This window comes from Desulfitobacterium chlororespirans DSM 11544, from assembly GCF_900143285.1.
In the GTDB taxonomy this organism is placed as follows: Bacteria; Bacillota; Desulfitobacteriia; order Desulfitobacteriales; family Desulfitobacteriaceae; genus Desulfitobacterium; species Desulfitobacterium chlororespirans.
This window is the reverse complement of sequence record NZ_FRDN01000023.1, coordinates 1-26,052: the sequence shown is the minus strand read 5'-3', so window position 1 is coordinate 26,052 and position 26,052 is coordinate 1. Positions and strand designations below refer to the sequence as shown.

General features: G+C 48.9%; 26 protein-coding genes, 2 riboswitches and 1 other annotated feature. Of the genes, 3 read left to right on the top strand and 23 right to left on the bottom strand.

What is annotated here, in order from left to right; genetic code table 11:
* The 6 genes from BUA14_RS25970 to BUA14_RS25945 form a co-directional block, all read right to left on the bottom strand.
* Positions 1-1,206 (bottom strand): saccharopine dehydrogenase family protein, encoded by a 1,206-nt coding sequence (locus BUA14_RS25970; protein WP_072775241.1) that lies wholly within the window; start codon positions 1,204-1,206, stop codon positions 1-3.
* A 72-nt stretch (positions 1,207-1,278) separates the two neighbouring features.
* Positions 1,279-2,097: a prolipoprotein diacylglyceryl transferase gene (gene lgt / locus BUA14_RS25965; RefSeq protein WP_072775240.1), complete on the bottom strand. Its 819-nt coding sequence runs from the start codon at positions 2,095-2,097 to the stop codon at positions 1,279-1,281.
* Between the two features lie 78 nt (positions 2,098-2,175).
* Positions 2,176-3,036, bottom strand: a complete 861-nt coding sequence (locus BUA14_RS25960; RefSeq protein WP_072775239.1) for an alpha/beta fold hydrolase — start codon at positions 3,034-3,036, stop codon at positions 2,176-2,178.
* 218 nt (positions 3,037-3,254) lie between these two features.
* Positions 3,255-4,448 carry an ABC transporter permease gene (locus BUA14_RS25955; RefSeq protein WP_072775238.1) on the bottom strand — a complete coding sequence of 398 codons (1,194 nt, stop codon included), beginning with the start codon at positions 4,446-4,448 and terminating at the stop codon, positions 3,255-3,257.
* Entirely contained in the window at positions 4,445-5,179 is a 735-nt protein-coding gene (locus tag BUA14_RS25950) for an ABC transporter ATP-binding protein (protein WP_072775237.1), read from the bottom strand. Before BUA14_RS25950 ends, BUA14_RS25955 begins: the two co-directional genes overlap by 4 nt.
* Positions 5,163-6,434: an efflux RND transporter periplasmic adaptor subunit gene (locus tag BUA14_RS25945; RefSeq protein WP_072775236.1), complete on the bottom strand. Its 1,272-nt coding sequence runs from the start codon at positions 6,432-6,434 to the stop codon at positions 5,163-5,165. The genes BUA14_RS25950 and BUA14_RS25945 overlap by 17 nt, the downstream gene beginning before the upstream one ends.
* Positions 6,435-6,711: 277 nt before the next feature.
* Between BUA14_RS25945 and nagB the strand changes: the two genes are divergently transcribed.
* Positions 6,712-7,527 (top strand): glucosamine-6-phosphate deaminase, encoded by an 816-nt coding sequence (gene nagB / locus BUA14_RS25940; protein WP_072775235.1) that lies wholly within the window; start codon positions 6,712-6,714, stop codon positions 7,525-7,527.
* Positions 7,528-7,539: 12 nt separating this feature from the next.
* On the opposite strand, the gene BUA14_RS25935 is transcribed toward nagB, so the two are convergent.
* Positions 7,540-8,439: a hypothetical protein gene (locus BUA14_RS25935; RefSeq protein WP_178371820.1), complete on the bottom strand. Its 900-nt coding sequence runs from the start codon at positions 8,437-8,439 to the stop codon at positions 7,540-7,542.
* A gap of 172 nt (positions 8,440-8,611) precedes the next feature.
* Here BUA14_RS25935 and BUA14_RS25930 point away from each other — a divergent pair, with 172 nt between their 5' ends.
* Positions 8,612-8,758: a small, acid-soluble spore protein, alpha/beta type gene (locus tag BUA14_RS25930; RefSeq protein ID WP_005812514.1), complete on the top strand. Its 147-nt coding sequence runs from the start codon at positions 8,612-8,614 to the stop codon at positions 8,756-8,758.
* A gap of 63 nt (positions 8,759-8,821) precedes the next feature.
* Here BUA14_RS25930 and BUA14_RS28910 read toward each other — a convergent pair whose 3' ends face one another.
* Positions 8,822-9,526 (bottom strand): DUF5655 domain-containing protein, encoded by a 705-nt coding sequence (locus tag BUA14_RS28910; RefSeq protein WP_072775234.1) that lies wholly within the window; start codon positions 9,524-9,526, stop codon positions 8,822-8,824.
* Between the two features lie 229 nt (positions 9,527-9,755).
* Positions 9,756-10,013, top strand: a binding site (T-box leader).
* A 91-nt stretch (positions 10,014-10,104) separates the two neighbouring features.
* On the opposite strand from BUA14_RS28910, the gene tyrS reads away from it, so the two are divergent.
* Positions 10,105-11,337: a tyrosine--tRNA ligase gene (gene tyrS / locus BUA14_RS25910; protein ID WP_072775232.1), complete on the top strand. Its 1,233-nt coding sequence runs from the start codon at positions 10,105-10,107 to the stop codon at positions 11,335-11,337.
* Here the strand turns inward: tyrS and BUA14_RS25905 are convergent.
* The 15 genes from BUA14_RS25905 to BUA14_RS28905 form a co-directional block, all read right to left on the bottom strand.
* Positions 11,291-12,304: a radical SAM protein gene (locus BUA14_RS25905; RefSeq protein ID WP_072775231.1), complete on the bottom strand. Its 1,014-nt coding sequence runs from the start codon at positions 12,302-12,304 to the stop codon at positions 11,291-11,293. The two genes, tyrS and BUA14_RS25905, sit on opposite strands and share 47 nt — an antisense overlap.
* A gap of 116 nt (positions 12,305-12,420) precedes the next feature.
* Positions 12,421-13,503 carry an ABC transporter substrate-binding protein gene (locus BUA14_RS25900; RefSeq protein WP_072775230.1) on the bottom strand — a complete coding sequence of 361 codons (1,083 nt, stop codon included), beginning with the start codon at positions 13,501-13,503 and terminating at the stop codon, positions 12,421-12,423.
* Between the two features lie 25 nt (positions 13,504-13,528).
* Positions 13,529-14,317 (bottom strand): ABC transporter ATP-binding protein, encoded by a 789-nt coding sequence (locus tag BUA14_RS25895; RefSeq protein WP_072775229.1) that lies wholly within the window; start codon positions 14,315-14,317, stop codon positions 13,529-13,531.
* Positions 14,317-15,339, bottom strand: a complete 1,023-nt coding sequence (locus BUA14_RS25890) for a FecCD family ABC transporter permease (RefSeq protein WP_178371819.1) — start codon at positions 15,337-15,339, stop codon at positions 14,317-14,319. The genes BUA14_RS25895 and BUA14_RS25890 overlap by 1 nt, the downstream gene beginning before the upstream one ends.
* 13 nt (positions 15,340-15,352) lie before the next feature.
* The gene (locus tag BUA14_RS25885) at positions 15,353-16,555 is read right to left on the bottom strand and encodes a molybdopterin molybdotransferase MoeA (protein ID WP_072775228.1); all 1,203 of its coding nucleotides are present in this window, start codon (positions 16,553-16,555) and stop codon (positions 15,353-15,355) included.
* A 32-nt stretch (positions 16,556-16,587) separates the two neighbouring features.
* Positions 16,588-17,784 (bottom strand): nitrogenase component 1, encoded by a 1,197-nt coding sequence (locus tag BUA14_RS25880; RefSeq protein WP_072775274.1) that lies wholly within the window; start codon positions 17,782-17,784, stop codon positions 16,588-16,590.
* Positions 17,785-17,789: 5 nt separating this feature from the next.
* Complete coding sequence (locus tag BUA14_RS25875; RefSeq protein ID WP_072775227.1) at positions 17,790-19,031, bottom strand: nitrogenase component 1; 1,242 nt, start codon at positions 19,029-19,031, stop codon at positions 17,790-17,792.
* Positions 19,024-19,782, bottom strand: a complete 759-nt coding sequence (locus tag BUA14_RS25870; protein WP_072775226.1) for a nucleotide-binding protein — start codon at positions 19,780-19,782, stop codon at positions 19,024-19,026. The genes BUA14_RS25875 and BUA14_RS25870 overlap by 8 nt, the downstream gene beginning before the upstream one ends.
* Positions 19,783-19,796: 14 nt before the next feature.
* Positions 19,797-21,107 (bottom strand): molybdopterin molybdotransferase MoeA, encoded by a 1,311-nt coding sequence (locus tag BUA14_RS25865; protein ID WP_072775225.1) that lies wholly within the window; start codon positions 21,105-21,107, stop codon positions 19,797-19,799.
* Between the two features lie 105 nt (positions 21,108-21,212).
* Positions 21,213-21,345, bottom strand: a riboswitch (molybdenum cofactor riboswitch).
* Between the two features lie 147 nt (positions 21,346-21,492).
* Positions 21,493-22,149, bottom strand: a complete 657-nt coding sequence (locus BUA14_RS25860; protein WP_072775273.1) for a double-CXXCG motif protein — start codon at positions 22,147-22,149, stop codon at positions 21,493-21,495.
* 156 nt (positions 22,150-22,305) lie between these two features.
* Positions 22,306-22,484: riboswitch (cobalamin riboswitch) on the bottom strand.
* A gap of 216 nt (positions 22,485-22,700) precedes the next feature.
* Positions 22,701-22,943 carry a 4Fe-4S dicluster domain-containing protein gene (locus BUA14_RS25855; RefSeq protein WP_072775224.1) on the bottom strand — a complete coding sequence of 81 codons (243 nt, stop codon included), beginning with the start codon at positions 22,941-22,943 and terminating at the stop codon, positions 22,701-22,703.
* A 24-nt stretch (positions 22,944-22,967) separates the two neighbouring features.
* Positions 22,968-23,654: a response regulator transcription factor gene (locus tag BUA14_RS25850; RefSeq protein ID WP_072775223.1), complete on the bottom strand. Its 687-nt coding sequence runs from the start codon at positions 23,652-23,654 to the stop codon at positions 22,968-22,970.
* A gap of 65 nt (positions 23,655-23,719) precedes the next feature.
* Positions 23,720-24,835 carry a sensor histidine kinase gene (locus BUA14_RS25845; protein ID WP_072775222.1) on the bottom strand — a complete coding sequence of 372 codons (1,116 nt, stop codon included), beginning with the start codon at positions 24,833-24,835 and terminating at the stop codon, positions 23,720-23,722.
* A gap of 327 nt (positions 24,836-25,162) precedes the next feature.
* Positions 25,163-25,447: a DUF4491 family protein gene (locus tag BUA14_RS25835; protein ID WP_072775220.1), complete on the bottom strand. Its 285-nt coding sequence runs from the start codon at positions 25,445-25,447 to the stop codon at positions 25,163-25,165.
* Positions 25,448-25,558: 111 nt separating this feature from the next.
* Positions 25,559-25,807 (bottom strand): hypothetical protein, encoded by a 249-nt coding sequence (locus tag BUA14_RS28905; RefSeq protein ID WP_178371818.1) that lies wholly within the window; start codon positions 25,805-25,807, stop codon positions 25,559-25,561.
* Positions 25,808-26,052: the final 245 nt, after the last annotated feature.

The window sequence follows — 26,052 nt, the reverse complement described above, 5'->3', positions numbered from 1 at the left end:
TTATTCCTCGTCTAATAATGTGGGGGCGAAATTCTCCCGCCAAGGCAATCCGTACTTATTCAGGTCTGCCATAAAGGGATCGGGATCAAATTCTTCAATATTATAGACACCGGGTTTTTGCCATTTTCCTTCCATAATCAACTTAGCGCCGATCATGGCCGGTACCCCGGTGGTATAGGAAATAGCCTGAGAACCCACTTCAGCATAGCATTCCTGATGATCACAGATATTGTAGACATAATAGGTGCGGGGCTGACCATCTTTAACGCCTTGGATAATGCAGCCGATATTGGTTTTGCCCTTGGTTCGCGGTCCCAGGGAGGCCGGATCAGGCAGAACAGCCTTGAGGAAGTGGAGGGGAATGATCTGCTGACCCTCAAATTCAATAGGCTCGATGGAGGTCATGCCCACATTTTCCAGGACCTTTAAATGGTTGAGATAATTATCAGAGAAGGTCATCCAGAAGCGGATCTGTTTGATTCCCTTAATATTCTGTGCTAAAGATTCCAGCTCTTCATGATAGAGCAGGTAGATATTCTTGGGCCCAATCTCCTCAAGATCATAGACCTTCTTCACGGACAGGGGATCGGTTTCAATCCACTCTCCCTCTTTATAGTAACGACCCTTGGCGGTGATTTCCCGAATATTGATCTCCGGGTTGAAATTAGTGGCGAAAGGATAGCCATGATCCCCGCCATTGGCATCGACAATATCGATGGTATGAATTTCATCAAAATAGTGCTTTTGGGCATAGGCGCAGAAAACACCGGTTACTCCGGGATCGAAGCCGCTGCCCAATAAAGCCGTTAACCCGGCTTGGGCAAATTTTTCCCGGTAGGCCCATTGCCATTTGTATTCAAACTTCGGCACATCGGGGGGTTCATAGTTGGCAGTGTCCACATAATGAACGCCGGTGGCCAGGCAGGCATCCATAATGGTCAGGTCCTGATAAGGAAGGGCCACGTTGATCACCAGCTCCGGTTGAAACTCCTTAATGAGCTGGATGACTTCTTCTGTATGATCGGCATCAACCTGAGCGACCCTGACTTTAGTCCGGCTGCCGGTTAATTTATCTCGTATATCCTCGCATTTTTTCAGCGTCCGGCTCGCAATGCAAATTTCCTCAAACACCTCAGGAACTTGACAGCATTTGTGGGCGACCACATTGGCCACACCGCCGGCCCCAATAATCAAGGCTTTTCCCATGTTAAGACCTCCCATTTCAAATAAATTCACAAAGATGATTATAAAGAATGTCGAAGAGTTTATCAACAAGAATTATCCGGGGCTTTTATCCATCTGATACTTCCCCTCATAGGCCAAATGCTCTTTAAATAGCCTTTTGCGGAACACAAACATCAGGATGCCCACGGTAATCAGGATTAAGGATAAGGCTTGGGATACCCGCAACCCCGGAATCAGATATAAACTGTCCGTGCGCAGCCCTTCAATCCAAAACCTGCCCAACCCATACCCCATAAAATAGGTGGCCAACAGCTGCCCGGTGAATTGAGTTCTCTTGCGAAAAAAGATAAGGAGGGCAAAAACAGCCAGATTCCACATGCTTTCATAGAAAAAAGTGGCTTGGTGCCATTCCCCTAACCGGTCGATCAACACAGCATAGGGAAAAAACTGCAGGTTTGGATTGGTGACCAGGTTGCCGAAAGCCTCCTGGTTTATAAAATTCCCCCAACGGCCAATGGCTTGCCCTAAGATTAAACTGGGGATGACCATATCGGCCAACCTGAGGAAAGGAAAGCCATTTCTTTTGGCAAAGATCAAAGCCCCGATAGCACCGCCGATCACACCGCCGTAAATGGCCAATCCGCCTTCGCGGATGGCAAAGATGCGCATGGGATCATCGGCGTAGTTGGCCCATTCGAAGATGACATAATAAGCCCTGGCCCCGATAATCGCCAGGGGCAGAACGATGATTAAAAAATCGAAAATCATATCCCCTTTTAATCCCTGCCGCTCTGCTTCCCGGCTGGCTAGCCATACTCCCAGGATGATGCCGAAGGCAATAATTGCCCCATACCAGGCAATGTTCAATCCTTCAATACCAAAGAGATTTTGAACTAAAAAACGATCGGTCATGTGGTGCTCACCTTTCTATGCTTCTTTAAAGTCCCTCTCAAAGTGTACCACAACACTATTTTTCACACAAACAGTTGTTCACAGGTTTTGTCCGGCAATAAAATCCCTCACTACTCTGGCAAACTCCTCGGGGCGCTCTTTCTGGGGCCAATGTCGGCAGCCTTCCATAATATGCAGTTGGCAATTGGGAATTAGCTTGCTGGCCACCAGGGCGTCTTTGAGGGGCACCGCCTTATCCTTGCTGCCATGGATCAGAAGGGTTGGCAAGGCTATTTCCCCGAGGCGGCTATACAAATCCGTGTTCAAACCGGTCCTGGTGATTTCGCTTCTTTGAAAAGAAATGAAAGGTTTCCCGGCCTCAGGCTCCAGCATCGCATTCCGGACCTCTTCCACCAAAGCTTCGGTGACCTTTGACTTATCTCCGAATAAGTTGTAGGCCAGGGACCAACGAACAATAGCGGGGTACTTGCCGGTCCATTGGTATAAATTGTCGTTTAATTTGGAGCGGGTGTACCAATGGGTTAAACGGTGATAGGGAAGCTTGGGAAACACCCCCCAGGCGTCGACAGGTATCAATAAGCGGATCAGCCCGGGATAGTTAAGGGCCATATTCAAACTAATGCCACCGCCCAGGGAAAGCCCCACCAGCACCACCGGCGGGCATTGAAATGCTTCGATAATTCCTTTCACTGTTTCAGTGTAGAACTCAAGGGTGTATTTACCGTCAATGGAATCGCTGCCGCCATAACCGGGCAAATCGGGAGCAATCACTCGATAGCTTTCTCCCAGGAGCCTCATAACCTCAGCCCAGGACATCATGGCTGAATCCACTCCGGCACCATGTAACAGGACAATCGTTGCCGCGCCATTTCCAGCATCAAAGCATTGTATGTTTACACCCTGCACAGTGATCATCCTCTTATTAATAGCAACAACCATTATGCTCAACCTCCTCCCTTTTATTCTCTCTTAATCACTCCCCTTTTATTAAAGAAAGCCCGGCTGTAGCTGAGCCTCTGGCGAAAGCGGCTGCCTAGCTGCCCTTATATTTAGAAAGTATAGTGCGCAAGTTTTTACTTTTTGATAGTGAGAAAATCCCCTGCCGGTTTAATCTCTGCAGGGGATTTTGCTGCTTATTCTACATCTGCATTAACACATCACTCATAACGCAAAGCTTCAACCGGACTCATCTTAGCCGCTTTGCGGGCCGGGTAAAGTCCGAAGAAAAGCCCAATCGTGGTGGAAAAGCCAAAAGCAATCACAATCGTGAGGGGGGAGATGGCCGGCGGAATCTTCGCCAAGCCCGCGGCCAGGACACCGCCGCCGATGCCAAGCATAGCGCCGATGGCCCCGCCTATGGAACAGATGACCACTGCCTCAATGAGGAATTGAATCATAATATCCTTATATCTGGCCCCTAAAGCCTTGCGGATGCCGATTTCCCTTGTCCGCTCAGTCACTGAGACCAGCATGATATTCATAACTCCGATCCCCCCCACCAAAAGGGAAATCGCAGCGACGGAACCGATCACCAGCTGTAAAATAGTCATTACAGTATCAATCTGTTCTACATCCTGCTGTAGGCTATAGGCCTGATACCGATCCTCCGTATGATGACGGCTGTTCAGAATCTTTTTAGCCTGGTTCATAGCGCTGTCGGTCTTATCCTTGCTCACGGCGCTGCCTTCCACATAAGAAAGGTAATCAAGCTTGATCATTGTCTGCAAAGCAGAATAAGGAATATACAGGGATGAGCGTTGATTCGGCCCTCCCATCAGCAAGCTCTCATCCCGCTGGGTTATACCGATGACCGTAAAAGAGGTGCCAAAGATCGTGATTTGCTTTTTCAGAGCTTCTCCCCGGCCGAACAGGTCTTCAGCCAGCTTGCTGTCGATGACCGCTACCCGTCGGCTGCCCTTTTCATCCTCTTCAGAGAGGAACCGGCCTTTTTCCAGCTGAATATTTCTTATATGCTTGTAATCAGGCCAAACCCCATAAGCATAGACCTGTTTGCTTTTTCTTTCATACTGGGCAGAAAAAGACATGGAACTGGCCGGTGAAATGTACTGGATGTCGGTGGCAACATTGCGGATGACTTCCAAATCCTGAACGGTCATCATATCCGCTTCGGTAAGAGCGAATTGCTCATCACTGCGGAGATAGACACCAAATAAATTGGTGCCCATCTTCTCCAGAGAAGACATAATAGCCGCCTGACCCACCTGCCCGATGGCCACTACGGTAATGACAGCCGCTACCCCGATAATAATACCGAGCATGGTCAGGGCCGAGCGCATTTTGTTGGCTCTGATCCCTTCGAAAGCGACCTGAATGCATTCTTTTAAATTCATACCGGGTCCTCCTCAGCAGGGAGCCCTGCCAGAATATCTCTGGCCTGAACCGGCTCTTGCACCCCTTCATCTTCCCTGAGCAAGCCATCCCGGAATTTAAGGATTCTCTGGGTGTGCCGGGCGATTTCCGGTTCGTGGGTGACCAGGACGATGGTAGCGCCTTGCTGATGAAGCTCCTGAAAGATCGCCATCACTTCTTCACCCGAACGGGTGTCGAGATTGCCGGTAGGTTCATCGGCCATAATAATAGCCGGATTATTGACCAACGCCCGGGCAATGGCTACCCGTTGTCGCTGTCCCCCCGATATTTCTGTGGGGCGATGAGCCGCCCAGTTCAGCAGCCCCACTTTTTCCAGGGCTTTAAGAGCCTTTTCTTTTCTTTCCTTTTCCGCAATTCCCGCATAAATCATCGGCAGCTCGACATTGCGCAAGCAGGATATTCTCGGCAAGAGATTAAAGGTCTGAAAGACAAAACCGATTTTAAGGTTGCGGACCTTGGCCAGATCATGCTCCTCCATATGGGAAACATCCAGTCCATCCAGGATATACTGCCCGGCGGTGGGCGTGTCCAGACACCCTAAAATATTCATCAATGTGGATTTCCCTGAACCCGAGGGGCCCATAATCGCCACAAAACTGCCGGCCGCGATATGGAAGGTAACCCCTTTCAAGGCCGTAACGGCAATTTTCTCCGTATGGTAGACCTTAACTAAGTCAGTTGCTTTGAGCATTAACGATCACCTGCACTCCGTCCTTGATTTGCCCATCGGGGTTCAGAATGACCTTTTCTCCCACTTGAAGACCCGCGACAATTTCCATGAACAGCTCATTGCTTAAGCCTGTCTGCACTTCTTTTTCCGTCACTATCCCATCCTGCCCCACGACATAGGCCAGTTTCTGACCTTCACCGTCAATGACTGCTTCCAAAGGAACTAACAAAGCTTGCTCTTTTTTCTGCAGGATGACTTTAAGATTAACATTAAAGCCGGGTTTTAAGGGGGATTCTCCTTCAGTAGCCGGCACATTGATCCTGATTTTTACTTGGGTTTGCTCACCTTGAGAGGTTGACACCACCTCGGCTGTAGGAGCAATGGCTTCAATACTGCCGAGCAGGGGTTCCTTAAGCAAGGCGCTGTTGGTTATTTCCACCTGATCTCCTACCTTAAGCAGGGCGGCGTCCACCTCATTGATACCGGTTTCAATCAAAAGCTGAGCCGGATTACCGATTTGTGCCAGGAGGGTTCCATTCTCCACTTCCTGACCGGCCTTGACCGCCAAATTCAGGACGGTCCCATCGTAAGGGCTATGTATCGTGGCTTTCTGCAATTTTTCCTGGGCTTTCCCGTAGAGCACTTCGGCTTGCTCCAGCTGAGCTTTAAGCAAAGGCAAATTAGCCTCTTGTTCCACCACTAATTTTTCTTGGGTCTCAGTCACCTTTTGCTCGGCCTGCTCCAACTCCTTAAGGCTGGCTGCACCGCTTTCCATAAGAACTTTTGTATTGTTATAATCCTTTTGGGCCGTGTCATAGGCTTGTTGAAAAAGTCTGATGTTTGATTCACTGTTGATTATTTTGGCCCGGAGTTCCCTGCCTTCCAGATCCTTTTGCGAGGCTTCCACACTCAAGCTGCTGGTATCCATCACCAGGATAATCTGGCCTTTGCTTACTTTATCTCCAAGCTTGACCGGAATCTCCTGAACCCTGGTCTCGGTTTCCGCCTTAAATTCAGTCAGATCTTTAACTTCTAATTTACCGCTGGCAAAAACATTTTGTTCAAAGTCGCCTTGAACCACTTCCGCCGCACTTACAGGGATCAAGCCGGCTTGCCGGCTCAAAACCTGGAAAGCAATCAGCACCCCGGCGAGCAAAATAAAGACGGCGATTAGTTTCTTGCGGTGTCTCCGCAAAAACGAACCGCTTCCGCCCTTGGACTTGGCAGCTTTAGGATCTGAATGAACATTGTTTGAAATACTGGTATCTGGTTGCATAATCTCCTCCTGATAATCATAAAATTTTCCTTTGCATAAATTACCAAGATATCAATAGGTTCATTATAACAGTAATTTCCCAGCAAACTTATAAAGAAACTATTAATTTTTCCATAAAAAATTATGATTTTCCTGATTATCTTCTAAGAATTTTGCCTTTTTTAAAAATGATTTTGATGCCAAGAGTATTTATCTTTGCATAGACTTTTAGTAAAATAGATAAGTATCTTTAATTGTATCTTCAATCCTAATTATAAGAATGAGCTGGGAGAAAAACATGGATATTATTATCAAAGAAAATTATGAACATATGAGTCTATATGCTGCAGACATCATTGCCGGTTATGTTCGGTCCAAGCCGGATTGTGTGCTGGGACTGGCGACGGGAAGCACTCCCATCGGCACTTATCGGGAGTTGATCAGAAAACATAAGGAAGAAGGCCTTGACTTTTCCCAAGTCAAAACCTTCAATCTGGATGAATACCTGGGAGCCGGAATGGATTTGGCAAAGCCTTATCCACTGGATCAAAGCTATGCCCGCTTCATGCACGAAGAGCTGTTAAAACATATTAATATCAAAAAAGAAAATATCCACATACCTGATGGCTTAAGCAAAGAACCAAAAAAGTTCTGCCAGTGGTATGAGGACGAAATCAAAAAAGCCGGGGGTATCGATCTGCAGCTTTTAGGACTTGGCGGAGACGGCCATTGGGGTTTCAATGAACCCGGTTCATCTCTCGGTTCCAGAACCCGGGTCGTGGTCTTGACACAGCAGACCCTGGATGATAACTATGAAGCCTTCTACAAAAAAGCCGGCATCGAGCGCAGCCGGATGCCTCATTTTGCCATCACCATGGGCATCGGAACCATCCTGGAAGCCAGAAATATTTTAATGATCGTCAACGGCGCTAAAAAAGCCGGCATGGTCGCCCAATGCCTAGAAGGTCCCGTGACCTCTCAGGTTACCGCATCGGCTATCCAGCTGCACAGCGGCGAAATCACCGTGGTGCTTGATGAAGGAGCAGCTTCCCAGTTAGCAAACTCTGCTCATTACAGACATACCGAAAATATTAAATGTATGTATGGGCTGTGAAAGCGTTAAGTTTTAAAAGAACTCTTCCCTTTCATCGGTGGTATAAAAAAGCTGTCTCATTTCTTGATCGTTGATTGAATCTCTACAAGCCAGGAGCCGTTTCCTGGCCTCTTCTCTTTCCTGAGAGGCTCTAGCTTTTAGATCCTCTAATACCTCAGGTATCCCGCCTTCGGCCAGCCTTTTTTTGACCTCGGCAAACAAGGCCTGGCTCCCGCACAAGAATTGCCCTTCCTCCAGAACCTTGGCCGCCACCATGGATTCAAATCCGACAAAGGCCAACTGTCTCTCCACTGTGGCAAGATCCTTGATCACATAATCGATTTCCTCTTTATAATCGGGATGTTTAAGCAAATAGAATTTCCATTCATAGATAGTAGAATCCAGCTCTTTGATCATCTCTTCAGACAAGCCTTGATGAATAATCACAATATCGAGATCAGAGCCATTGACCAATTTACCTGTGGAAAATTCAGGCCTTGGTTCAAGATGTGCCATATCATAGGCCACATCGCCTGCTATAATAAAGCAGGTTTTTTCTTGAATACCTTGCGGATCCGGCTGAGCTGCTATGATCTTTTCCATAATATCCTTCGCCAGCGCCAATTTATTTTTACTGATCCTGATGATGGATTGATAGAGCTCTTCCGCCTTGATCCGAGCTTCCTCAGACTGTTCCTGCAAACTAAGCACCGTGTAATTGTAAAATTCTCTGATGATCGAAGGAGAAAGCCGGGCAAAGCCTTCCACATGTTTGTCCAGCCTGAGATACTTGGTGCCAATGGTTGTCGTAACAATATCAGCACATTGATTGCACTCCTCCCAAAGATCAAAAAGATTCAGGGCGGTTTTTTCATGGATTTCTTTACCTGTCAGGGGTCCATGAACTTCAAGCAAATGAATAAGCTTCTTCATACGCAAAATCCTTTCAATGATAATGCAAGGCCTTCCCACTGGGTTTTTCAATGTCATTCCTATACACAGTCCATAAATTTCCTGATTATTTGTCCTGAAATCGGGTAAATTAGAATCAGTGATTCAGCCTCAAAAAACCTAAACTACTAAACATCTTGGGAGGTAATCAATCATGGCAAAGTACAATTTACCTGTAGACAAAAACACGGTGGCAACCCAATTTAACGTCACTTTGGGTCCGGATGCCACTTCCCGTCAAAACGGTTCCGTCGGTGGAGAAATGGTTCGCCGTACATTTGAAAGCTTTGGCAAACGATAAATAATTGCCGCTAAAGGCCAGCAAACGCTGGCCTTTAGTATGTTTACGATTAAGTTAAATCTTTTATTCCACTTCCTCCGCCCTGAAGCGGGTGATTTCCCCGATCAAAGCGTAGGGCATGGGTTCGGACAGCGGAAATTGGATCGCGCCCTTGGAAGTTTTATAGCCTCTCAGCTGATCAGCAAAGACACGGACTCCGCTCTCACCCGGATAAAATCCGATATGATGCTTCGCCACAGCAAAATGGACAAGATTCTCTTTCTGCCAGAAGGTCGGCATCTGCCAGCTTATCTTCTCTGCTGCTTCCGGAGCGGCCTTGCGGATGGTCTGCCGGATTTGTTCCAGTATGGTCTGCAGCTCAGGAGGAAAGAGGGCGATATATTCGTCAATGGTTGTATAGACGGGTTTTTCCGAAGGGGTCTTAGACAGGCGGTTGGATTTGGTAAGATGGTAAGCCTCGGCAATGCCCTCCACCAAGGCCGGAAACTGACCATTGTCCGCAACCTGAAAATAATGAGCCACCCGGTTTTTCGATGTCTGCACTACTTTATCCGGCTGCCATTCATCATGGCGGACAGGGGCAGCAAAAGCGACCACCAGGCAAGCCTTTTTGGCACTCACTTCGGCAAAGGCCGAGCTATGCCGCCAGAGTACGGCACTTGCGGTCTCATGTTCTTCAAATGGTCCTAATTTTTCCACAGCCATGCTGCGAAGCTCTTCATACAGCGGCTGCCACTTGGCGCGGACACCGGAAAAAACCTCATTCACCGCTTGATCATCTCCCCTATTTCAGTTTAACCCTTTCCAGCCTAGCATAACACTCGTCTATCTTCTGAGCAACCCGCGATAAATATCCCTGTTTTTTAAGTCCTGTTTTTTTAAGCATAAATTATTACCCTATTATGCTTGACAATTCTCCCTTGCTTTACTACAATAAATCCTAATTTAACATCTCCAACCAAGACTTGCAGAGCTTTCTGCATTTTGGAGTAGCAAAACAAAAGCTGTGATAAGAACAAGTAATAACCTGTACCGCAAACAGAAAGTTGCCGGATGATGAGAGGCGCTTGGCAGGCTGGTTATGAATACCTCTTTGAGCTTCACACCGAACCATCTTTCAGTAGGCTGTGACGGTTTCCTGCACACGTTATAGTGCTAGAGTATACCCATATTCATGGCGTACTCGAAAAGGCGGGCAATGCGAATTGTTCGTAAAGGTAAGGTGGTAACACGGGAGCATACTCTCGTCCTTCTGGCAATGAAGGACGGGAGTTTTTTATTTCACTTTGGGCCGCTCTGCCTCAATGGGGCAGCAAAGAACTATTTTAATCAAGGAGGAGTCACCTATGCAAACAATAGCAGAACAATTTCAGATCATTACCAAAGGAGTCAGTATGCTGGTCAATGATGAAGAGCTGAAAAACAAACTGGCAGAATCCCATAAAAACCGCCGCCCTCTGGTCATCAAACTGGGGCTCGACCCCAGCGCACCGGATATTCATCTGGGGCATGCCGTAGTGCTGCGCAAAATTAAGCAGATGCAGGATCTGGGTCACGAAGCTGTGATCGTGATCGGCGATTTTACCGGCAAGATCGGTGATCCATCCGGCAAAGCCAAGGGCCGCACAGCCCTCTCCGATGAACAAGTCAAGGAAAATGCCCGCACCTATTTCGAGCAGATCTTCAAGGTGCTGGATAAGGAAAAAACCACGGTCCGCTATAATAGTGAATGGCTCAGCAAACTGAATTTCGAGGATGTTCTCAAGCTTGCCGCCACCACTACGGTGGCCCGGATGCTGGAACGGGACGATTTCCAAAAGCGGTTCAGCGGCAATGTCCCCATCGGCATCCATGAGTTCTTCTACCCTTTAATGCAGGCCTATGATTCGGTCGCCCTGAAAGCAGATATAGAGCTGGGCGGCACCGACCAGACCTTTAACATCCTCATGGGCAGGACGTTGCAAAAGGCCATGGGCCAGCCCCAACAGATCGCTATGTTTATGCCTCTTTTAGAAGGGCTGGACGGCATGGAAAAAATGAGCAAGAGCCTGGGGAACTACATCGGAGTCTATGAGCCCGCCCCGGTGATGTTTAAAAAGGTCATGGAAGTCCCCGATCCGTTGATTCTGAAATACTTTGAACTGGCCACTGATGAACACCCGGACCGCATCGAAGCCTTCCGGCTGGAGCTGGCCCAGGGTAAAAATCCCCGGGATGTCAAATATGCTTTGGCCGAGATCATCACCCGGCTGTATCACACAGAACAGGATGTCATGACTGCCAAAGCATATTATGAGGCCGCCTTCAGCAAAAAGACCATCCCCGCTCAGATCCCCGTGCTGCCCATCAAGGCGCAAAGCCGGCTGATTGAGCTTGTTCCTCTGCTCGTCCAAAGTGGCTTTACCGCCAGCAATGGGGAATTCAGACGTCTGGTTCAACAAGGGGGCGTCCAGCTCAATCAGCAGAAAATCAGTGATCTGGATCGGGTCTTAGCCGATGGAGATGTCTTGAAAATCGGTAAAAAATGTTTTGTTAAAATTGTGAATGAAGGTCTCGGTAATCCGGCATCTCACAAGTAACCTCCAGATTCATGCCCTCCAGGACCCTGGCCACCTGTTTGCGCTTATCGACCACATAGGCTCCTTCCCCGATGGCATAGACATCAACATCCGGAGTCGCCGGGGGTTCCTTTCTGGTGATGGATACGCCGAGCAGTTGGTTGCCCCCTCCTGCCATATACCATAGGGGTATATCATCATTGCTGTTGCCTGCCGCCAAACTGATCTCCAGATTGGGCAGAATCAGGCGGGCCATCGCCGTGATCAGAGCAGTATCCCAGGGTGAGCAGCGGGACCTGTCCTTATAAAGAGTTCCCGGAAAAGGCATAAAACGGGACAAACGCAGCTGATAGAGTTTTTTAAACTGTTGCAAATAGAATAAATGCTCAATTCTCTCCTGATCGGTTTCACCCAGTCCCAGAAGCATCATGGAACGGCTGGGCATATCCGCCTCTTCACAATAGTGCAGCAATTCACGGCGCCGTTCCAGACTATCACCGGGCTTGGCCGCGGCAAAGATCGCCGGCGTGTTGCACTCCAGGGAGCTGGTAACGCTGTCGATGCCCAGTTTCTTTAACTCCAGGACGGTTTCTTTCCGAAAAGACGGCCCCAGATTGATTTCCAGCTTTAAGCCTGAACGGGTTTTAATGGTTTGCACAAGCTCCAGGAGCTGTTCGTCATACCCTTCATCCAGATCCGTTCCGCCGCTGATATGGAACTGCTGAATCCCCAAACTTTCAATGAGTTCCAGACCTGTCAGCAAAACATCGGTGGGAAACAGCTTTTCTGTATAATAAGTGCAATAGGAACAACGGGGCTTGACCAGGCAAGGGAAAATACCGCCTGAGCCTGAAGACCACCATAAGCGTTTACCAAAAACTTTGTCTCTGACTTCTGCCGCCTGGGCAAATAAATCATAGGCTTTATCCGGATTCCGGGCACTTTGCAAAATGAGCAAAGCCTGCTCACTGGTTAAATTCGGATACATGTCACTCCCTCTTTTCCATAGGATTATCCCGCTGTATTTAATTGTAGCTCTGCGTAAACGTATAGCGTAAACGCAGAGCTACTGGGTTGCAACGGCTTATCAGCCGGCCATCAGTATTATTTGCCCATAATCTCCTTGAGCTGGTCAGCATTGAAATCATATTTGAAGAAGTGGCTGTAGAAGTAGGAGATATCTTCTGCCAGCTGGCTGTCCGTTACGATCTCGGGATAGAGTTTGTTCATAGCCCACATAATGGTCAGGGGCTGTTCGGTGGTGCGGTTGCCCCAGACATGAGCAATGCGGGGTACGATATAGATGGCGCCGTTCTTGACAGCGGTAATCTCACCCAAACGGGCGTCCGCCAGGACTTCTTTCTTCTCGGCATCGCTGGCTACGAACATCACATCCGGATTCCACTTCAGCAAGTCCTCCAGAGTATAGGTCAGGGATTCTTTATTTGCTTTCGTCATAGCCTCGCTGGTCACGCTGATGCCGCCGGCTTTATCAATCCACCACTCAGCGATCACATGAGGTTGGGAGAATTTGCTCACATTGCCATAAACCACGGTTTTCTTATCGGCATCCTTAATATCTTTGGTCAGGTCTGCCGTTTTGGCCAACATATCATCGAAGTATTTCAGATAATCGGCGGCAACTTCCTGCTGGTTGAGCACTTCGCCCAGGAGAGTGATGCATTCTTTGACATCTTCGGTCTTCGTCCAGGAAAGCTGAACCACATTCAGTCCTTGCTTTTCCAGCTGTTCGGTCAGGTCGGCACTCATGGTCAGGCAAACATCCGGTTTAGCGGCCAGGATATTTTCCATCAGCAGCTCGCTGTCTGCACCCTGGAAAGGTTTCAGATTTTTGATATGAGGTGTGAATTGGTACTGATATTTTTCCCAGTTAGGGCTTTTGACAAAGGATGGTGATCCTTCGTTGGCGAGTCTTTCCCCTGCGCTCAGGGTTTCCACAAAGGCGTTAAGAACGCCGATAGAGCCGAAGGTTCCTACAGTTTTAACTTCCGCAGGCAGAGTCACTGTGCGTCCTGCCATATCGGTGACTGTGCGTTCAGTTGGAGTGCTGACCTCTGGTGCAGCCGGTGGATTGGCAGGGGCCTGGCTGGTCTGTCCGCAGCCGGCCAGGCTCACAGCAAGCAGAGCCGCCATAAGCAGGGCAAGAATTTTTCTTTTCAGTTTCATGATACCTCTCCTTTTGTTTTGTTTTTTAATTATTCATAACCGGGATACACACTTTCATAGCGGTATCCATAGCATCCAACCTGGCTTCAGCTACACAGACAGGGGTAGAATAAAGCCTGGTCAGATTCTCGGTGGTTACGACCTCATCAGGGTGTCCTTGGGCCATGATCACGCCGTCCCGCATGAGCACTGCTTTGCTGCAGGCCAGAAAGGCATGGTCCGGAAAATGGGACGTCATTAAGATGGCGTACCCCTGTTCAGCTAAGGCTTTGATCACCTTGAGCATTTTAACCTGGTTATAATAATCCAGATTGGCGGTAGGCTCATCCATGACCAGAATTTTGGCCTGTTGGGCAATGGCTCTGGCGATCAGCACCATCTGCTTTTCCCCGCCGCTCATCTCATTAAAGGGATAACTGCTCATGTGCAGAATCCCCATTTTCTCCATCGCTTCTTCAGCCAGCTTCCGATCCCGTGCCGAGGGCCGGGCTCCCAGAGATAGATTGACGACCCGCCCCATCTGTACGATCTCTGCGGCTTCGTAAGGGAAAGCCACCGTCGTCGCCTGAGGGACATAAGCCATCAACTCCGCCCGCCTTTTGGGGGAAATTTTGCTTATATCCAAACCATTCAGGGTAATCCGGCCGCTTTTCATTTTATTGAGGGAAAGGATGCATCTGATCAGAGTGGTTTTGCCGGTTCCGTTAGGTCCCAGCAGGCAGAGAATCTCATGGCTGCCCAGATCAAAGGAAATATCTTTGAGGATGATTCGTTCCGGTTGGTAGTGAAAACTTAAGTTTTGGACACTCAGCATCAGGACCACCCCTTTTTCACTCTGGACAGCAGGAGGACAAAGACAGGGGTACCCACCAAAGCTGTCAGTACGCCGAGGGGGAGTTCAACCCCTTCCACACCGCGAATGATATTATCGATCAGGAGCAGAAAAATTCCGCCGATAAAGAAGGATGTGGCCACCAGCTTAGAGTAATTGGCACCGGTAAGCATCCGGGCAATATGGGGGACGACCATGCCCACCCAGCCGATAATACCGCAGATACTGACGGAGCAAACCGTCATCAGAGTGGAGCTGCAGATGACTATCAGCTTGACCAGAGGCACATTGACACCCATCGTGGCCGCCTCATCCTCCCCGGCAGCCAGAGCATTGATTTGATTGCGAAACAGGAAGAGGAGCGCCAAGGAAAGCACCATGGCCGGCAGCATCAGCAGAACATCCTGATTAGCCCCTTTGCCCAGGCCTCCCATCAGCCAGAAGGTAATAGCCGGCAATTGGTTTTCCGTATCGGCTAAGGTCTTAATAATAGAAATCAAAGACTGAAACAGGCTGGAAACCACAACTCCGCCCAGGATCAGGATCGTAATCGTTTGCTTTCCGAAGACATAAGCGATGATATAAGCGGCTATGACGGCGATCATGCCAAAAGTAAAGGCCGTGGTCTGGATCTGCCACCATGAGCCATTATTGATCATAGCCAGAGCCGCCCCGAAGCCCGCCCCCGCCGACACGCCCAGCAGATCCGGTGAGACCATAGGGTTCTTAAACAGAGTCTGGTAAGAAGCACCGGAAACGGACAGGGCCCCTCCCACCAAAATGCCGAGGGCGATCCTGGGCAAGCGCACCTGCATAACCACCGTTTCCAGGGTGGAATCCCAGTATTGGGGGATGGGTAAAAATTGGGAGAGGATGATATCCATGACCGTCTGCGGCGGAATCGGATAGCGTCCGACCAGAAAGGAGCCGAAAAACAGTACCACCGTTAAAGCCACCAGAAGAAGGATCTTGACACTAAAATATTCACTGTTTCTGATCTTCAATCTTGACTCCCCTTTATAGATTTTCAGGCCCGCACATGAGCTCCACTTCAACTTCTTCCCCTGCTTGATACCCCGAGACACCGATGGGCACGATCAAAATTGCATCCATTTTCAGCAGGGAGTCGGGCAGATTCCGATCCCAGCCCAGAGGAGTGGCTTCATAGCCCCCGTCCTTCCCGGTCACCATCATCCTGAAATAGAATTCGTAATCAGGTCGCTTCTCAAGAGCTTTCGTTAAGCTGACTTTGACTTTCGGCCGCTGGGGTGCCGGCAGTCCGTAATAATGATGAACCAGACCGGAGACACACCAATCCATGGCCAAAAACGTGGCAAAAGTAGGTCCGGGCATATTGATCACCGGTTTACCATTGATGATGGCCATACCCACCGGTCTGCCGGGAATAGCCCTGACCCCGTGCCGGAAAAGATCGGCCCTTTTCCTCAGGAGAGCGGTGTTGAAATCCTCGGCGCCTCTGGATGAGCCACCGTTGATTAAAACAAGATCAGCGGCCTGTAGGGCTTTATCCAAAGCTTCCGCCAATTCCTCAGGCTTGTCCTTGATAATGGGATAGCAGGTCACATCCGCTCCCCATTGCTCCAGCAAAGCGGTTACCATCAGGCTGTTGCTCTCGATGGTTTGACCGCGCTCCGGTCTGATTCCGGCTGTAATCAGCTCGCTGCCGGTGGGGATATAAATGACTCTGGGCTTCCGGAGCACTTCCAAATGATAAATTCCGCTCAGAGCCAGCATGCTGAGGTGCAAAGGAGTCAGCCTGACCTGAGCGTCGACGATCAGATCACCCTGCCGCACTGCTGTTCCTGCCGCTCCTACACAGTCTCCTGCTTTCAGAGTAAGACCCTTGGCCAAACCAAGCCGGCCGTCGCTGTCGTAATGAGTATCCTCGACGGGAATAACCGTATCAAACTCATCGGGGAAATCATCTCCGGTATCGGCCTGAACATAGTCCACACCTTTCACCCAGTCCGAGGTATCGGGGACGCCATTAATAAAATCACTGGAGCGGACCGCAATGCCATCCAACTGGGAGATGCGGTAAACGGGCATGGTATTTTGAGAGTAGAGGGGTTTTGCCGTAACCCGCCCTAAAGCATCTTTTAAGGAGACCCATTCCCTTTCCTGTTCCGGATTCCAGGAGCTGGTGAGCAGCTCCAAAGCATCCGCTCTGGTGATAAACGAATTCGTATCTTCACTCATGTTGTTTCTCCTTTGCTTTGTTAAATTATTCTTTAATTGCCGTCACTCCAGCTCAAAATGAGCTTTTCAAATTCTCCGCCGAGGAAAAGAGGCACATCCTGCCAGTGCAGCAGGCTGGATATGGCCGGGTGCGGGAGGCTATGGCCCTTAAGCCCGGCTGCGGCAGGAATACTGAGAATCAGCGGATCGGCGATAAGCCTTGTATAAACGCCGCTGCGCAAAAGCTTAATCAGCTGCTTTTCGCTTTTCAGCAGCAAATCGCCGGGTAAAGCCAATTCCGGTTCCAGGTCAAAGAAGCTGGCCACGGTGATCTCCTGCCGGCAACCGGCTTGCCGGAGAGCGGCCCGCAAAGAATTGGCCATCACCTGATCGCCGATAATCAGCAAAGCCCCTGTTCCTTCTGCCGCCGGCCAGGCTCCGCCCTCGGCGGCTGGGGTGCCCTTGAGCAGACGATTTTGTTTATCCGCCATGGTCTGCCCTAAAGCCTCCAGCACAATCCTGCTGTGCCTTATCCCTAAAGGAGCCGCCGCCACATAGGGAATACCGTAATTTTTATAGAGGTATTGGGCGGCCGCCCAACCGGACTGGGATACTACCAGATTGACCTCCGCGGCGGGGGCCCGCCGCAGCTGATCCAGTTCCGTCCCCATCCAGAAACTCCCGCCGACCTGGAAGCCATTATCCTCCAGCAGGCGAATTAAGTCTTTGCTGTTATCATTGGCCGAGAAATCCAGGGGAGTCAGGCCTAAAATATTCACCTGTCCGGCAGCCGTTGGGATTCCGGGGACAGCGAATCGCTGGAGCAGCCGCAGGTGGGCGGCCGAAATTCCTTTGTTGTAATAAGAAAATCCAGTCGTATCAAATCCTAAGGCCGCAAAACCGCTGCGCGCCTCAATCTCCCGGGCGATACCCTTCATATCCCTGCCGATGATCGCCGGCACAGGGCTGCCCAGAAGAGCAATGAATTCCGGCTTGAGCTTCTCTGCCGCTTCAATCGTTTGGCTGATCAGCCGTTCTTCATCCCCCAGCACTGCTTCAATGGTTCTTAGATTGGAACCAAAGGTGCTGCGCGTGCTTTCCGTCCAGCGGGGTTCGTCATAGGTGACATAATTGCGGGTACAGCATGAGGCATCATCGATAATGATCAGACAGTTCAATTCATACAGCGCAGAGCAGACTCCGGAGTAATCGCTGGCAAAAGGCGGGAGATAGACAGCTAGCCGTTCCATGATGCTCACTTCCCCTCATCCTTTTTCTCATTCAGGTGTTCCCAGTCCGCTGACCTGGCGGCAGCTTTGCCCATCAGCCCCATCAGCTTGCGAATACCGTGGAACCCATAATGGGATTCGTCATTGAACATATTCACAAAATACCTGGCCTTCAGCAAAAAAGCGCAGTCATAGCCAATTGCCATGCATTCCTTGTCCAGGCCATAACCGGCAACGGCTTTGACACCCTCCCGGTTGATAACGTTGACCTGAGGGTGATGATCGGCCAGCCATTGCCGCTCCTCAGCATCCTCCCGGGGAGAATGGGGGGCAAAGACCGCCTTCACTTGAAAGCCGTAGCCCAGAAGAGCCTTGGCCAAGGCAAAGGGCCGCATAGAGGCGGAAGAATCCACAACAATCGGAATATCCCCCACCATTTCTCTGGCGACTATGATGTCCAGCAGGGTCTGCCGGATCTCCCCGCCAAAATCCGGGCAGGGCTTGCCCAACAGGTCGGCGAGATCTTGATAATGCTGCAAAACTTCCTTTATATCATAGGAAACCGGGTTGTCATAATAAGGAATGCCCAGCTTTGCCGCCATGTTCTGAGCGGCAACCTGACCCATCGGCATCAGGACCAGGTTTAACCGGCTGGAGGCCATCTTCTGATAGTCCGCAAAGGTCTCACAGGTGAAAAGCTCCCGTATCGTGTCAATCCCCCACTCCTTCAGGACAGTAAACAACTCGCTCTCCGGGTCGAGGGAAACATAATTGCCGATGAAATTGAGGCTATTTTCCTTTTGCTCCGTATACTCCAGCAGCCCATACATCTGGTTATGCTTGCGCATGCCCTGGGATATTTTTTCATCAGCCACCACGGGATTGATATGGCAAACTGTGAAATAAAGCCCGGGAAAACGGCTTTTCAGCTCCCGCAAAAGAGCTTTTTCATCAGTACCCAGAAAATCGTCGATACAGTTGAAGTACAGCACAAAGGCCTTGGGCACCGGCTCCAGCACTTCCAGGAGCTCCTCCACCGCATCGCCGATATTCTCCACATATTGTCCGGAAACCGCATCCTCTTCCCCAATATATAGAAAGGAGAGAAACTCCTTTTCCCCGTTTTGCAAAGCGCGGATAGCGTTGCGGCGGCCGCAGGCCGTGGGGCAGATATGGAGACTGTGGCTTTCCGGGATGCGCAGAATCGTTTTTGACCTGCTCCGGTTGGGAATATAATAAAGAAGATTATTTTGAACCCTTTTACTCATGTCCGCACACCTCAAGGAAGCGCCGGGCCAGAGTGCGGTAGCCTTGGGCAATCTCCGTTTCCGGAAAAATCTCCATAACCGTCTTGCCCTGCTCTTCCCCCTTCTGGATCTCGGCCGCCCGGGGAATAACGGCAATAAGCTCGCCCTGGGTTTCCGCCGCCAGCTGCTGCACCAACTCCAGCTCCTTGTCCACATTGCGCCGGTTCAGGATCAGCCCTCCGTAACGGGCATAGTCCCGGCTGCGGAAATTGGCCAAAGCTGCGGCGATATTGGAAGCTGCATACATAGACATCATCTCTCCCGAGGTAACGATAAAGACCACATCCGTATATTCGCCCCGCAGAGGCATGGCGAAGCCGCCGCAGACCACATCCCCCAACACATCGTAAAGCACGATATCCGGCTGGTAGACTTCATAAGCTTTCATTTCCGCCAAGGTATCAAAAGCGGTGATAATTCCCCGTCCCGCACAGCCGATGCCGGGCATGGGACCGCCTGCTTCCACACAAAGTACCCCGTTATAGCCCTCCTGTACAAAGTCGCTCACCTGCAGGTCATCCCGTCTGCTGCGCACCAGCTCCAATACGGTGGGAATGGCCCGGCCCCCGGTCAGCATCCGCGTGGAATCCGCCTTGGGATCGCAGCCGATCTGCATCACTTTATAGCCCATCTCGCTCAAGGCCACCGCCAAATTGGAGGTGGTGGTGGATTTGCCAATCCCTCCCTTACCGTAAATAGCTGCTCTAATCATGGTTTATGCACTCCTTACCCGGTGGGATTGTCCTGCCCAGTTTGACTGCGCTGCCTGAGCGTCTTTTCGCCGCAAAGCAGCCGTACTGTAGCTGGTTCCCCCTTTTTTAGCAAACGGTCCTCAGCTTCCTCCATCAAAATCCCCGTGGCATTGACAAAACAGTCCACTGTGTCTCCCATCCGGATAGGAACAATCTCATACTCCTCTCCGGTCCAACTGAGACCTACATGAGCATGACGGCCGGAGCGGATTCCACTTTGGTAATCCTCATACAGCCGGGCTTTGATCTCCGGCCGCTCATAACACGGACAACCCAGAAAGCGTTCCATAATCGCGGGCAGGTACTGCTCAGCCTGAGTCAGAGCCGCATGAGGAGGCGCGGGAATTCCCACGACACATTTTCCCTGAATTTCTCCCAGCAGCATGGCTTTCCCACCAGGGTTGAATCCCATGCCCTGGACCAGCACTCTGCCCAGCTTTTCAACAGCCTGGACAGTATAATCTCCATACCGGGCTCCGCTGCGGCCCAAGCCCCCGATCAGGATCAGCACATCACAACGGGAGATAACCTGCAGAATAGCCTGGCAGATCAGATCTTCCCCATCCCCTGCCACCGGTTCTGTCCAGGCCTCCCCGCCGCATTCCCGAAGGATCCCTGCCAAGAGAATGCTGTCCGACTCCACCACCTGTCCGGGGCCGGGCCGGCGGCCGGGTGCCACCAGGTCGTCCCCCACCGGAATGATGGCGGCTTTGGGCTTTTTCCATACGGTTACCGTTTCCACTCCGGCAAAACGCAGGATCGAGAGATTCGCCGGGTTCAGGCGGTAATTGGCCGGAACAAGCCGCTCACCCTCCCGGATGCTACTGCCTGCCCGCTTGATTCCCTGCCCCGGTGCGGGCAACGCCTTGATTTCCACTCTTCCATCTGTCCAATGCTTTACCTGTTCCAAAGGGATCACTGTATCAAAAGGCGGTTCGATCACCGCACCCATCGCCCGGAGACAAAATTCATGTTCAGCCAGCACCCGGCTGCCGCTCTCAAGCAGCTTTTTAGCCTGTTCCCAGTTCACCATAATTCCGTCATGCTGAGCGGTATCTGCCGAAGGCACCGAAAAGGCTGCATAGGTCGGTTCCGAAGTCACCCGGCCCAAGGCTTCATTCAGTGGTACGAATTCCTTGGCCAGTTCAAATTTGGCCTGGTCGAAAAGGATCGCCAAGGCCTCATCCCGGGAGAACGGATCATTCTGCTGCCGATGACAGCGTGTGGCACAACCGATACAGGATGAGGAGGGGCAGCTGATGTGATCATGCTGATTGTTTGCCATGGTGTTTCTCCTTATAAAAACAATACCAACAGAAAAAGCGGCCTGCCTTTCCAAAGCAAAACCGCCCGATGATGAAAACAGCAAAAGCCAGCACCCGATCTGTCAATCCTGTATTTTCTGCTTCCTTTTCATCAGTGAAGGCCAGCTGGTTTCCTGACTGACCCCGTGAGCGGTTTGCTCAGGCTCCTCCGTCATGAGATAGTCTTTTAGACAAAGGAGCTCGGAAAACTATTCAATTTCATTGTTTGTTCATGAACATAACATAACATAAATCAACACAAAAATAAATATCCTGATTTTATTTTACATTAAATTAGGTTATATCCAGTTATGAAATTAGGTTATATGGAGTTATGTTTTCACACAAAAAAAGAAGTGCCTGATCTCAAAGCACTTCCATCTCGGTAAAGGTCAGCCCTGTCAGCTCGTGTCTTTTATAGACTTCAACAAATCGTTCAGAGCAATACACAGTAACTCCGTAGCCCTTGGCCCTGAACAGATCCACTCCCTTGAGGGATTCTTCTCTTAAATAAAGGTAATCCCGCGCTTCAATCCGCTCCTTGCTCTCGGCACTATAGGTTTCATAGCCGCATTCCGGACAACGATTGAGCAGAATAACATTTGATTTTTTATAAAATTCGGCGCTGACAGCGACATGAAGCTTGTAATAGGCCGGCGGCTCTTTGGATATCTTATGGACTCTGATGCCCTGGCGCCTGAGCTCCGTTAGCTGCAGATCCGATAAATCACGGATGGATAGTACATGGGCTTTCTCTAAGCTGTACCCCGTAATCTTTTCTCTTTCCAGGACGTCCTTGGCCTTCCCGGAGATATGATTGATATAAAACCAGAGAAAATCAGGATAATTATCGTTAGATAAAGCAATAGGTGTATCGGTTCCCAAATCATGCATTGTGCTTTTTTTCCATTCTCTTTGGCATAGGGGACAATGGATTTCTTTTCTTGGCCATTCGGTTACACTTACCCCATAGGCGTAGGGCTCTTTTTCTCCTTCATCAATTTCCAAACAATAATAGCGCATCCCATCACCTTCCAATATATACTCTACTTTCCAACATATACTCCGATAATAAAAAAAAGAGCCGGTGTATTCGGCTCTGGCAGACATCATGTAATAAGGTAAAGATGAGCGATCATCCTACCCTTAAATTCACCACACTTATTCTCCCCCGAAAACTTGTGTTTCTGGAATGGGGCAGGTATCCTGACTTGAACTCATCCTCATCCCTTACCTTCCCGGTTTTCACCAGTGGATCCTCTAAGGGGCTCGTCCTTCTTACAGTAGCGGGGCTGTCCCGGCTTCGCACCGGAGTTCCCTATTAATGCATTTAAGCAACCCTATTCCGCCTGATATTCAGTTTTTCCTTATAATCAACATTATATCAAGTACCACTGTAAGTCAACAGAATATTTTGCCTACAACAAAGAGCATCACTCAAAATGAGCAATGCCCTTGAGGCTATCTAATGCAGTTGCAAAATCGGATTCATATCCTATTTTAGCCCCCCATTCCACTATAACCTTTCATCTGAAATTCCCAAACGTTTGGGAATTTCGAATGTCATTAACCCATCAACCGACTTTAATCGCCCTCTCATGGCAGTTATTTTGACACATTTTACAAGCTATACAGGCGGATTCATTGCTGACATAGGCTCTCGAATTACCCTTGACTTTGATCTTTAATTTTCCAATCATATTAAGCTGATTATAATCTGCCTGCTTAACTTCTTGTAATTCCAATACTTTAGCCGGACATTTACTGACACATAATCCGCAGCCATCACACCGATTCAGATTGATGTTTACACTCATAAATCAACACTCCTAAATTAAATTTTATGGATTAAACCGGTAACCGGTTCCCCAGATGGTCTCTATATATTCCGGGTTAGCCGGGTCTCTTTCGATTTTCTTCCTGATCTTTTGAATATGAACCGGGACGGTTGCCAGATCCCCGTAGGACTCCGCGCCCCAAAGCAGATCAAAGATGCGCTCCTTGCTGAAAAGTATATTCGGGTTGGAAGCAAAGAAGAGCAGGAGTTCATATTCCTTGGCGGTGAATTGAACTTCTTTGCCATTGACATAGACTTTATGGGAAGCGGTATTGATTTCCAGTCCACGGTGATTGATCACTTCTGAGCTTTGGTGTTTACCTGTCAGACGTTCGTATCGTTTCAAATGGGATCTGATGCGGGCCATCAGTTCCGCGGGGCTGAAAGGTTTCGTCAAATAATCGTCGGCACCGTAATCCAGTCCCCTGATTTTATCAATATCTTCACTGCGGGCCGACAGGACTATAATGGGAATCTCCAACTTCTTGCGGACTTCTTTAATGATCTCAAAACCATCCAACTGGGGCAGCATTAAATCGACGATCAGAATATCATAAGTCCCGGAGACAGCTTTCTTCAGCCCTGTTGCTCCATCCAAGACGATATCCACTTTATAGCCGTTAAGCTGCAGATAATCTCGTTCCAGTTCGGCAATATTGACATCATCTTCAATGATCAGAATATTTTTCATTACCATAGGCCCTCCCATCCTATTGTTACGATTGAGCTATATTATTTCGAGCAGAACGATGTGTATTAAGATGATTTAATAATAGGCAGCTTTATGGTAAAGCAGGAGCCGGCCTCACCTGTACTGGCAACTGAGATTGTGCCCCTCTGAGCTTCAATCAGCTCCTTAGCTATGGCCAAACCCAGCCCTGTACTTACGAAATCTTTGGAGCGCTCCGTGTCAATCCGGTAAAAGCGGTTAAAAATATGGGGCAGCTGCTCTTCCGAAATCCCCGGACCATTGTCGGCAATGTCGATACAGATATCATCTTTCTGAGCATATAACTCCATTGTCACCTTTAAATCCTGCTCCGGCCCATATTTCATGGCATTATCGATGATATTGCGGATCCCTTGATACACCCGCTTCCCATCAATATTGACCGTATAATCCCGATCCGTTCTTTTCTGATAGGAAAATTTGAATTGTCTTTCTTCAAACTCAAACTTTAACTCGGTAGCTAAATCGTCCAGGTAGGCGCCTATACTCAGGACTTCATAATTCATCTCCACTTTGTCCATATCCAGCTTGGAAAACAAAAACAGATCATCAATCAGCTTATTCATATACGCAGTATTGCTGTAAATCGTCTCCAGGTAACGCTTTATTTTCTCCGGTTCGCTGACGCACCCCTCAAGAATTACTTCCAGATAGCCCTGGATCGAGGTAATCGGCGTTTTTAGATCATGGGAGATGTTGGCCACCAGAGTCTTTCGGTTTTTCTCATACTCCTGATTGCTTCTTTCGCTTGCCTGCAGTTTGGAAGCCATTTCATTAAAGGCGTAAATCAGCTGCGTGAATTCATTTTCGACTTCCGGCTCAATTGACACTTGATAATTTCCTTTGGCGATTTCGTCAAAACCCTGCTTTAATTGTTCCATCGGTTTAAAGACCCGCTTCTCCAGGCGCCGGAAAAAACCGAGCTGGAGTATTTCTCGGGTAATGAGGATCAAGGCAAAAAATACAGCAATGGCTTTGAGCCCGATCCATTGAAAGAGCAGGTATAAAAGAAGCAAATTCAAAACGACGCCGACCGGGCGCAGAAACTTTATGGACCTGCGCAATTTCTGAGATTCCCCGTGCTGCCTGCCTTTATGAAACTCCTCATGATACAATTTATGAAACTTTTTATCTGGTCTCAATCCATCACCCTCTACCTAAAATAACCCTTAACATCAATCCACCAATTTACTTGTTTTAATTTTACTTCATTATTTTAAATATCTTATAAACCAATTATAAAAACTTTATAAAAATCAAGAGGAATTTTATTTTTTGTTCCTGCCTGCAAAAAAGCTGACTGCCACAATTTTCGCGGCAGCCAGCTTTTGCTTTTTCCTTTACTATGTCCCTAAACCCGGTCCAATACCCTCTATCGCTCGTAGAGTCATAGGCATAAAACAGGCAGGTCTTCTGACTCTGCAACATTTGACCTGTAGCCAAGCAGAAATGAAGAACAGGCTTTCCCCTTACCTTCTGTTCGGATTACCCGGAAACCACCCTTTTTTCACCCGTTTTTCCTGCTCAAAAATTTCATGGATGCTCCAAAGACAGGAAAAGCCTATAACACTGATGATTGCGGATAACATATAGTTAGCAATGAACAGAGAAGCGCCTATCAAAGCTATCCCAGCAACTAAGAATAATGGCCAGATCCTTTTTCCGAAATAGTACTCGCCTTTGATGACAATGGGATGAAACACGCCGATGATGATAAAAGCCATTGCCCCGATGATCGCACCTTGAAAACTCATCTGAATGCCTCCTCTAAGCTCAATTAACTCCTTTAAGATTATTCTGTTTGCTCTGTCGTAAAAGCCTCGTCCAGCATACTTACACTAGAAGTTTATTTTAATCTTATTGCACTATTTTGTCACTAATAATAATTCAACATTAAATTTCCCCAGTGTGGTCAATGCTGTCGGGATGCTACTTTCCATCAAAATGGTTCCATCAGTGGCGAAATGGTTCGTCATATATTTAAAGCTTTGATATAAGATAACTAATTGCCGCAACTTCTGAATCTCTATCTCCGTCTGAACAACGATGCCATCGCAATCTTCCGCATGACCTGACGATAACCACTCATGTCTACCGGGGTAATTATCATTCAACCTGGGCCACCAGCGGCGGATATGCACCCGTTGCGAACACCTTGTTCAGCAGTGCTAATGTGCAGGCCTAAAGAATAGAAGCACTCCCATTGATCTGCCCCTGTCAAGGTAGACCAGGGAAATAAATAAACAGGGTTATAGAAATAGCTACTGCCAAATGGGTGGTAGCTCTTCTTTTATGCGGCAAACTTTGCCTTGTACTTCAGAATACGTTTGTTCTCGGGAATGGGATAGTGTGCAGGAGA

Coding starts and splice junctions, on each gene's coding strand:
- BUA14_RS25885 (WP_072775228.1), bottom strand. CDS start 16,555: ATGAGTGAAGATACGAATTCGTTTATCACCAGAGCGGATGCTTTGGAG.
- BUA14_RS25835 (WP_072775220.1), bottom strand. CDS start 25,447: ATGAGTTTTCAAGGTGCGATCATCGGGGCAATGGCTTTTATCATCATC.
- BUA14_RS25870 (WP_072775226.1), bottom strand. CDS start 19,782: ATGATTAGAGCAGCTATTTACGGTAAGGGAGGGATTGGCAAATCCACC.
- lgt (WP_072775240.1), bottom strand. CDS start 2,097: ATGACCGATCGTTTTTTAGTTCAAAATCTCTTTGGTATTGAAGGATTG.
- BUA14_RS25930 (WP_005812514.1), top strand. CDS start 8,612: ATGGCAAAGTACAATTTACCTGTAGACAAAAACACGGTGGCAACCCAA.
- BUA14_RS25855 (WP_072775224.1), bottom strand. CDS start 22,943: ATGAGTGTAAACATCAATCTGAATCGGTGTGATGGCTGCGGATTATGT.
- BUA14_RS25850 (WP_072775223.1), bottom strand. CDS start 23,654: ATGAAAAATATTCTGATCATTGAAGATGATGTCAATATTGCCGAACTG.
- BUA14_RS25860 (WP_072775273.1), bottom strand. CDS start 22,149: ATGCGCTATTATTGTTTGGAAATTGATGAAGGAGAAAAAGAGCCCTAC.
- BUA14_RS25875 (WP_072775227.1), bottom strand. CDS start 19,031: ATGAGTAAAAGGGTTCAAAATAATCTTCTTTATTATATTCCCAACCGG.
- BUA14_RS25880 (WP_072775274.1), bottom strand. CDS start 17,784: ATGGAACGGCTAGCTGTCTATCTCCCGCCTTTTGCCAGCGATTACTCC.
- BUA14_RS25955 (WP_072775238.1), bottom strand. CDS start 4,448: ATGAATTTAAAAGAATGCATTCAGGTCGCTTTCGAAGGGATCAGAGCC.
- BUA14_RS25945 (WP_072775236.1), bottom strand. CDS start 6,434: ATGCAACCAGATACCAGTATTTCAAACAATGTTCATTCAGATCCTAAA.
- BUA14_RS25905 (WP_072775231.1), bottom strand. CDS start 12,304: ATGTATCCGAATTTAACCAGTGAGCAGGCTTTGCTCATTTTGCAAAGT.
- BUA14_RS25960 (WP_072775239.1), bottom strand. CDS start 3,036: ATGGTTGTTGCTATTAATAAGAGGATGATCACTGTGCAGGGTGTAAAC.
- BUA14_RS25935 (WP_178371820.1), bottom strand. CDS start 8,439: ATGAAGAAGCTTATTCATTTGCTTGAAGTTCATGGACCCCTGACAGGT.
- BUA14_RS25895 (WP_072775229.1), bottom strand. CDS start 14,317: ATGCTGAGTGTCCAAAACTTAAGTTTTCACTACCAACCGGAACGAATC.
- nagB (WP_072775235.1), top strand. CDS start 6,712: ATGGATATTATTATCAAAGAAAATTATGAACATATGAGTCTATATGCT.
- tyrS (WP_072775232.1), top strand. CDS start 10,105: ATGCAAACAATAGCAGAACAATTTCAGATCATTACCAAAGGAGTCAGT.
- BUA14_RS25950 (WP_072775237.1), bottom strand. CDS start 5,179: ATGCTCAAAGCAACTGACTTAGTTAAGGTCTACCATACGGAGAAAATT.
- BUA14_RS25970 (WP_072775241.1), bottom strand. CDS start 1,206: ATGGGAAAAGCCTTGATTATTGGGGCCGGCGGTGTGGCCAATGTGGTC.
- BUA14_RS25865 (WP_072775225.1), bottom strand. CDS start 21,107: ATGGCAAACAATCAGCATGATCACATCAGCTGCCCCTCCTCATCCTGT.
- BUA14_RS25900 (WP_072775230.1), bottom strand. CDS start 13,503: ATGAAACTGAAAAGAAAAATTCTTGCCCTGCTTATGGCGGCTCTGCTT.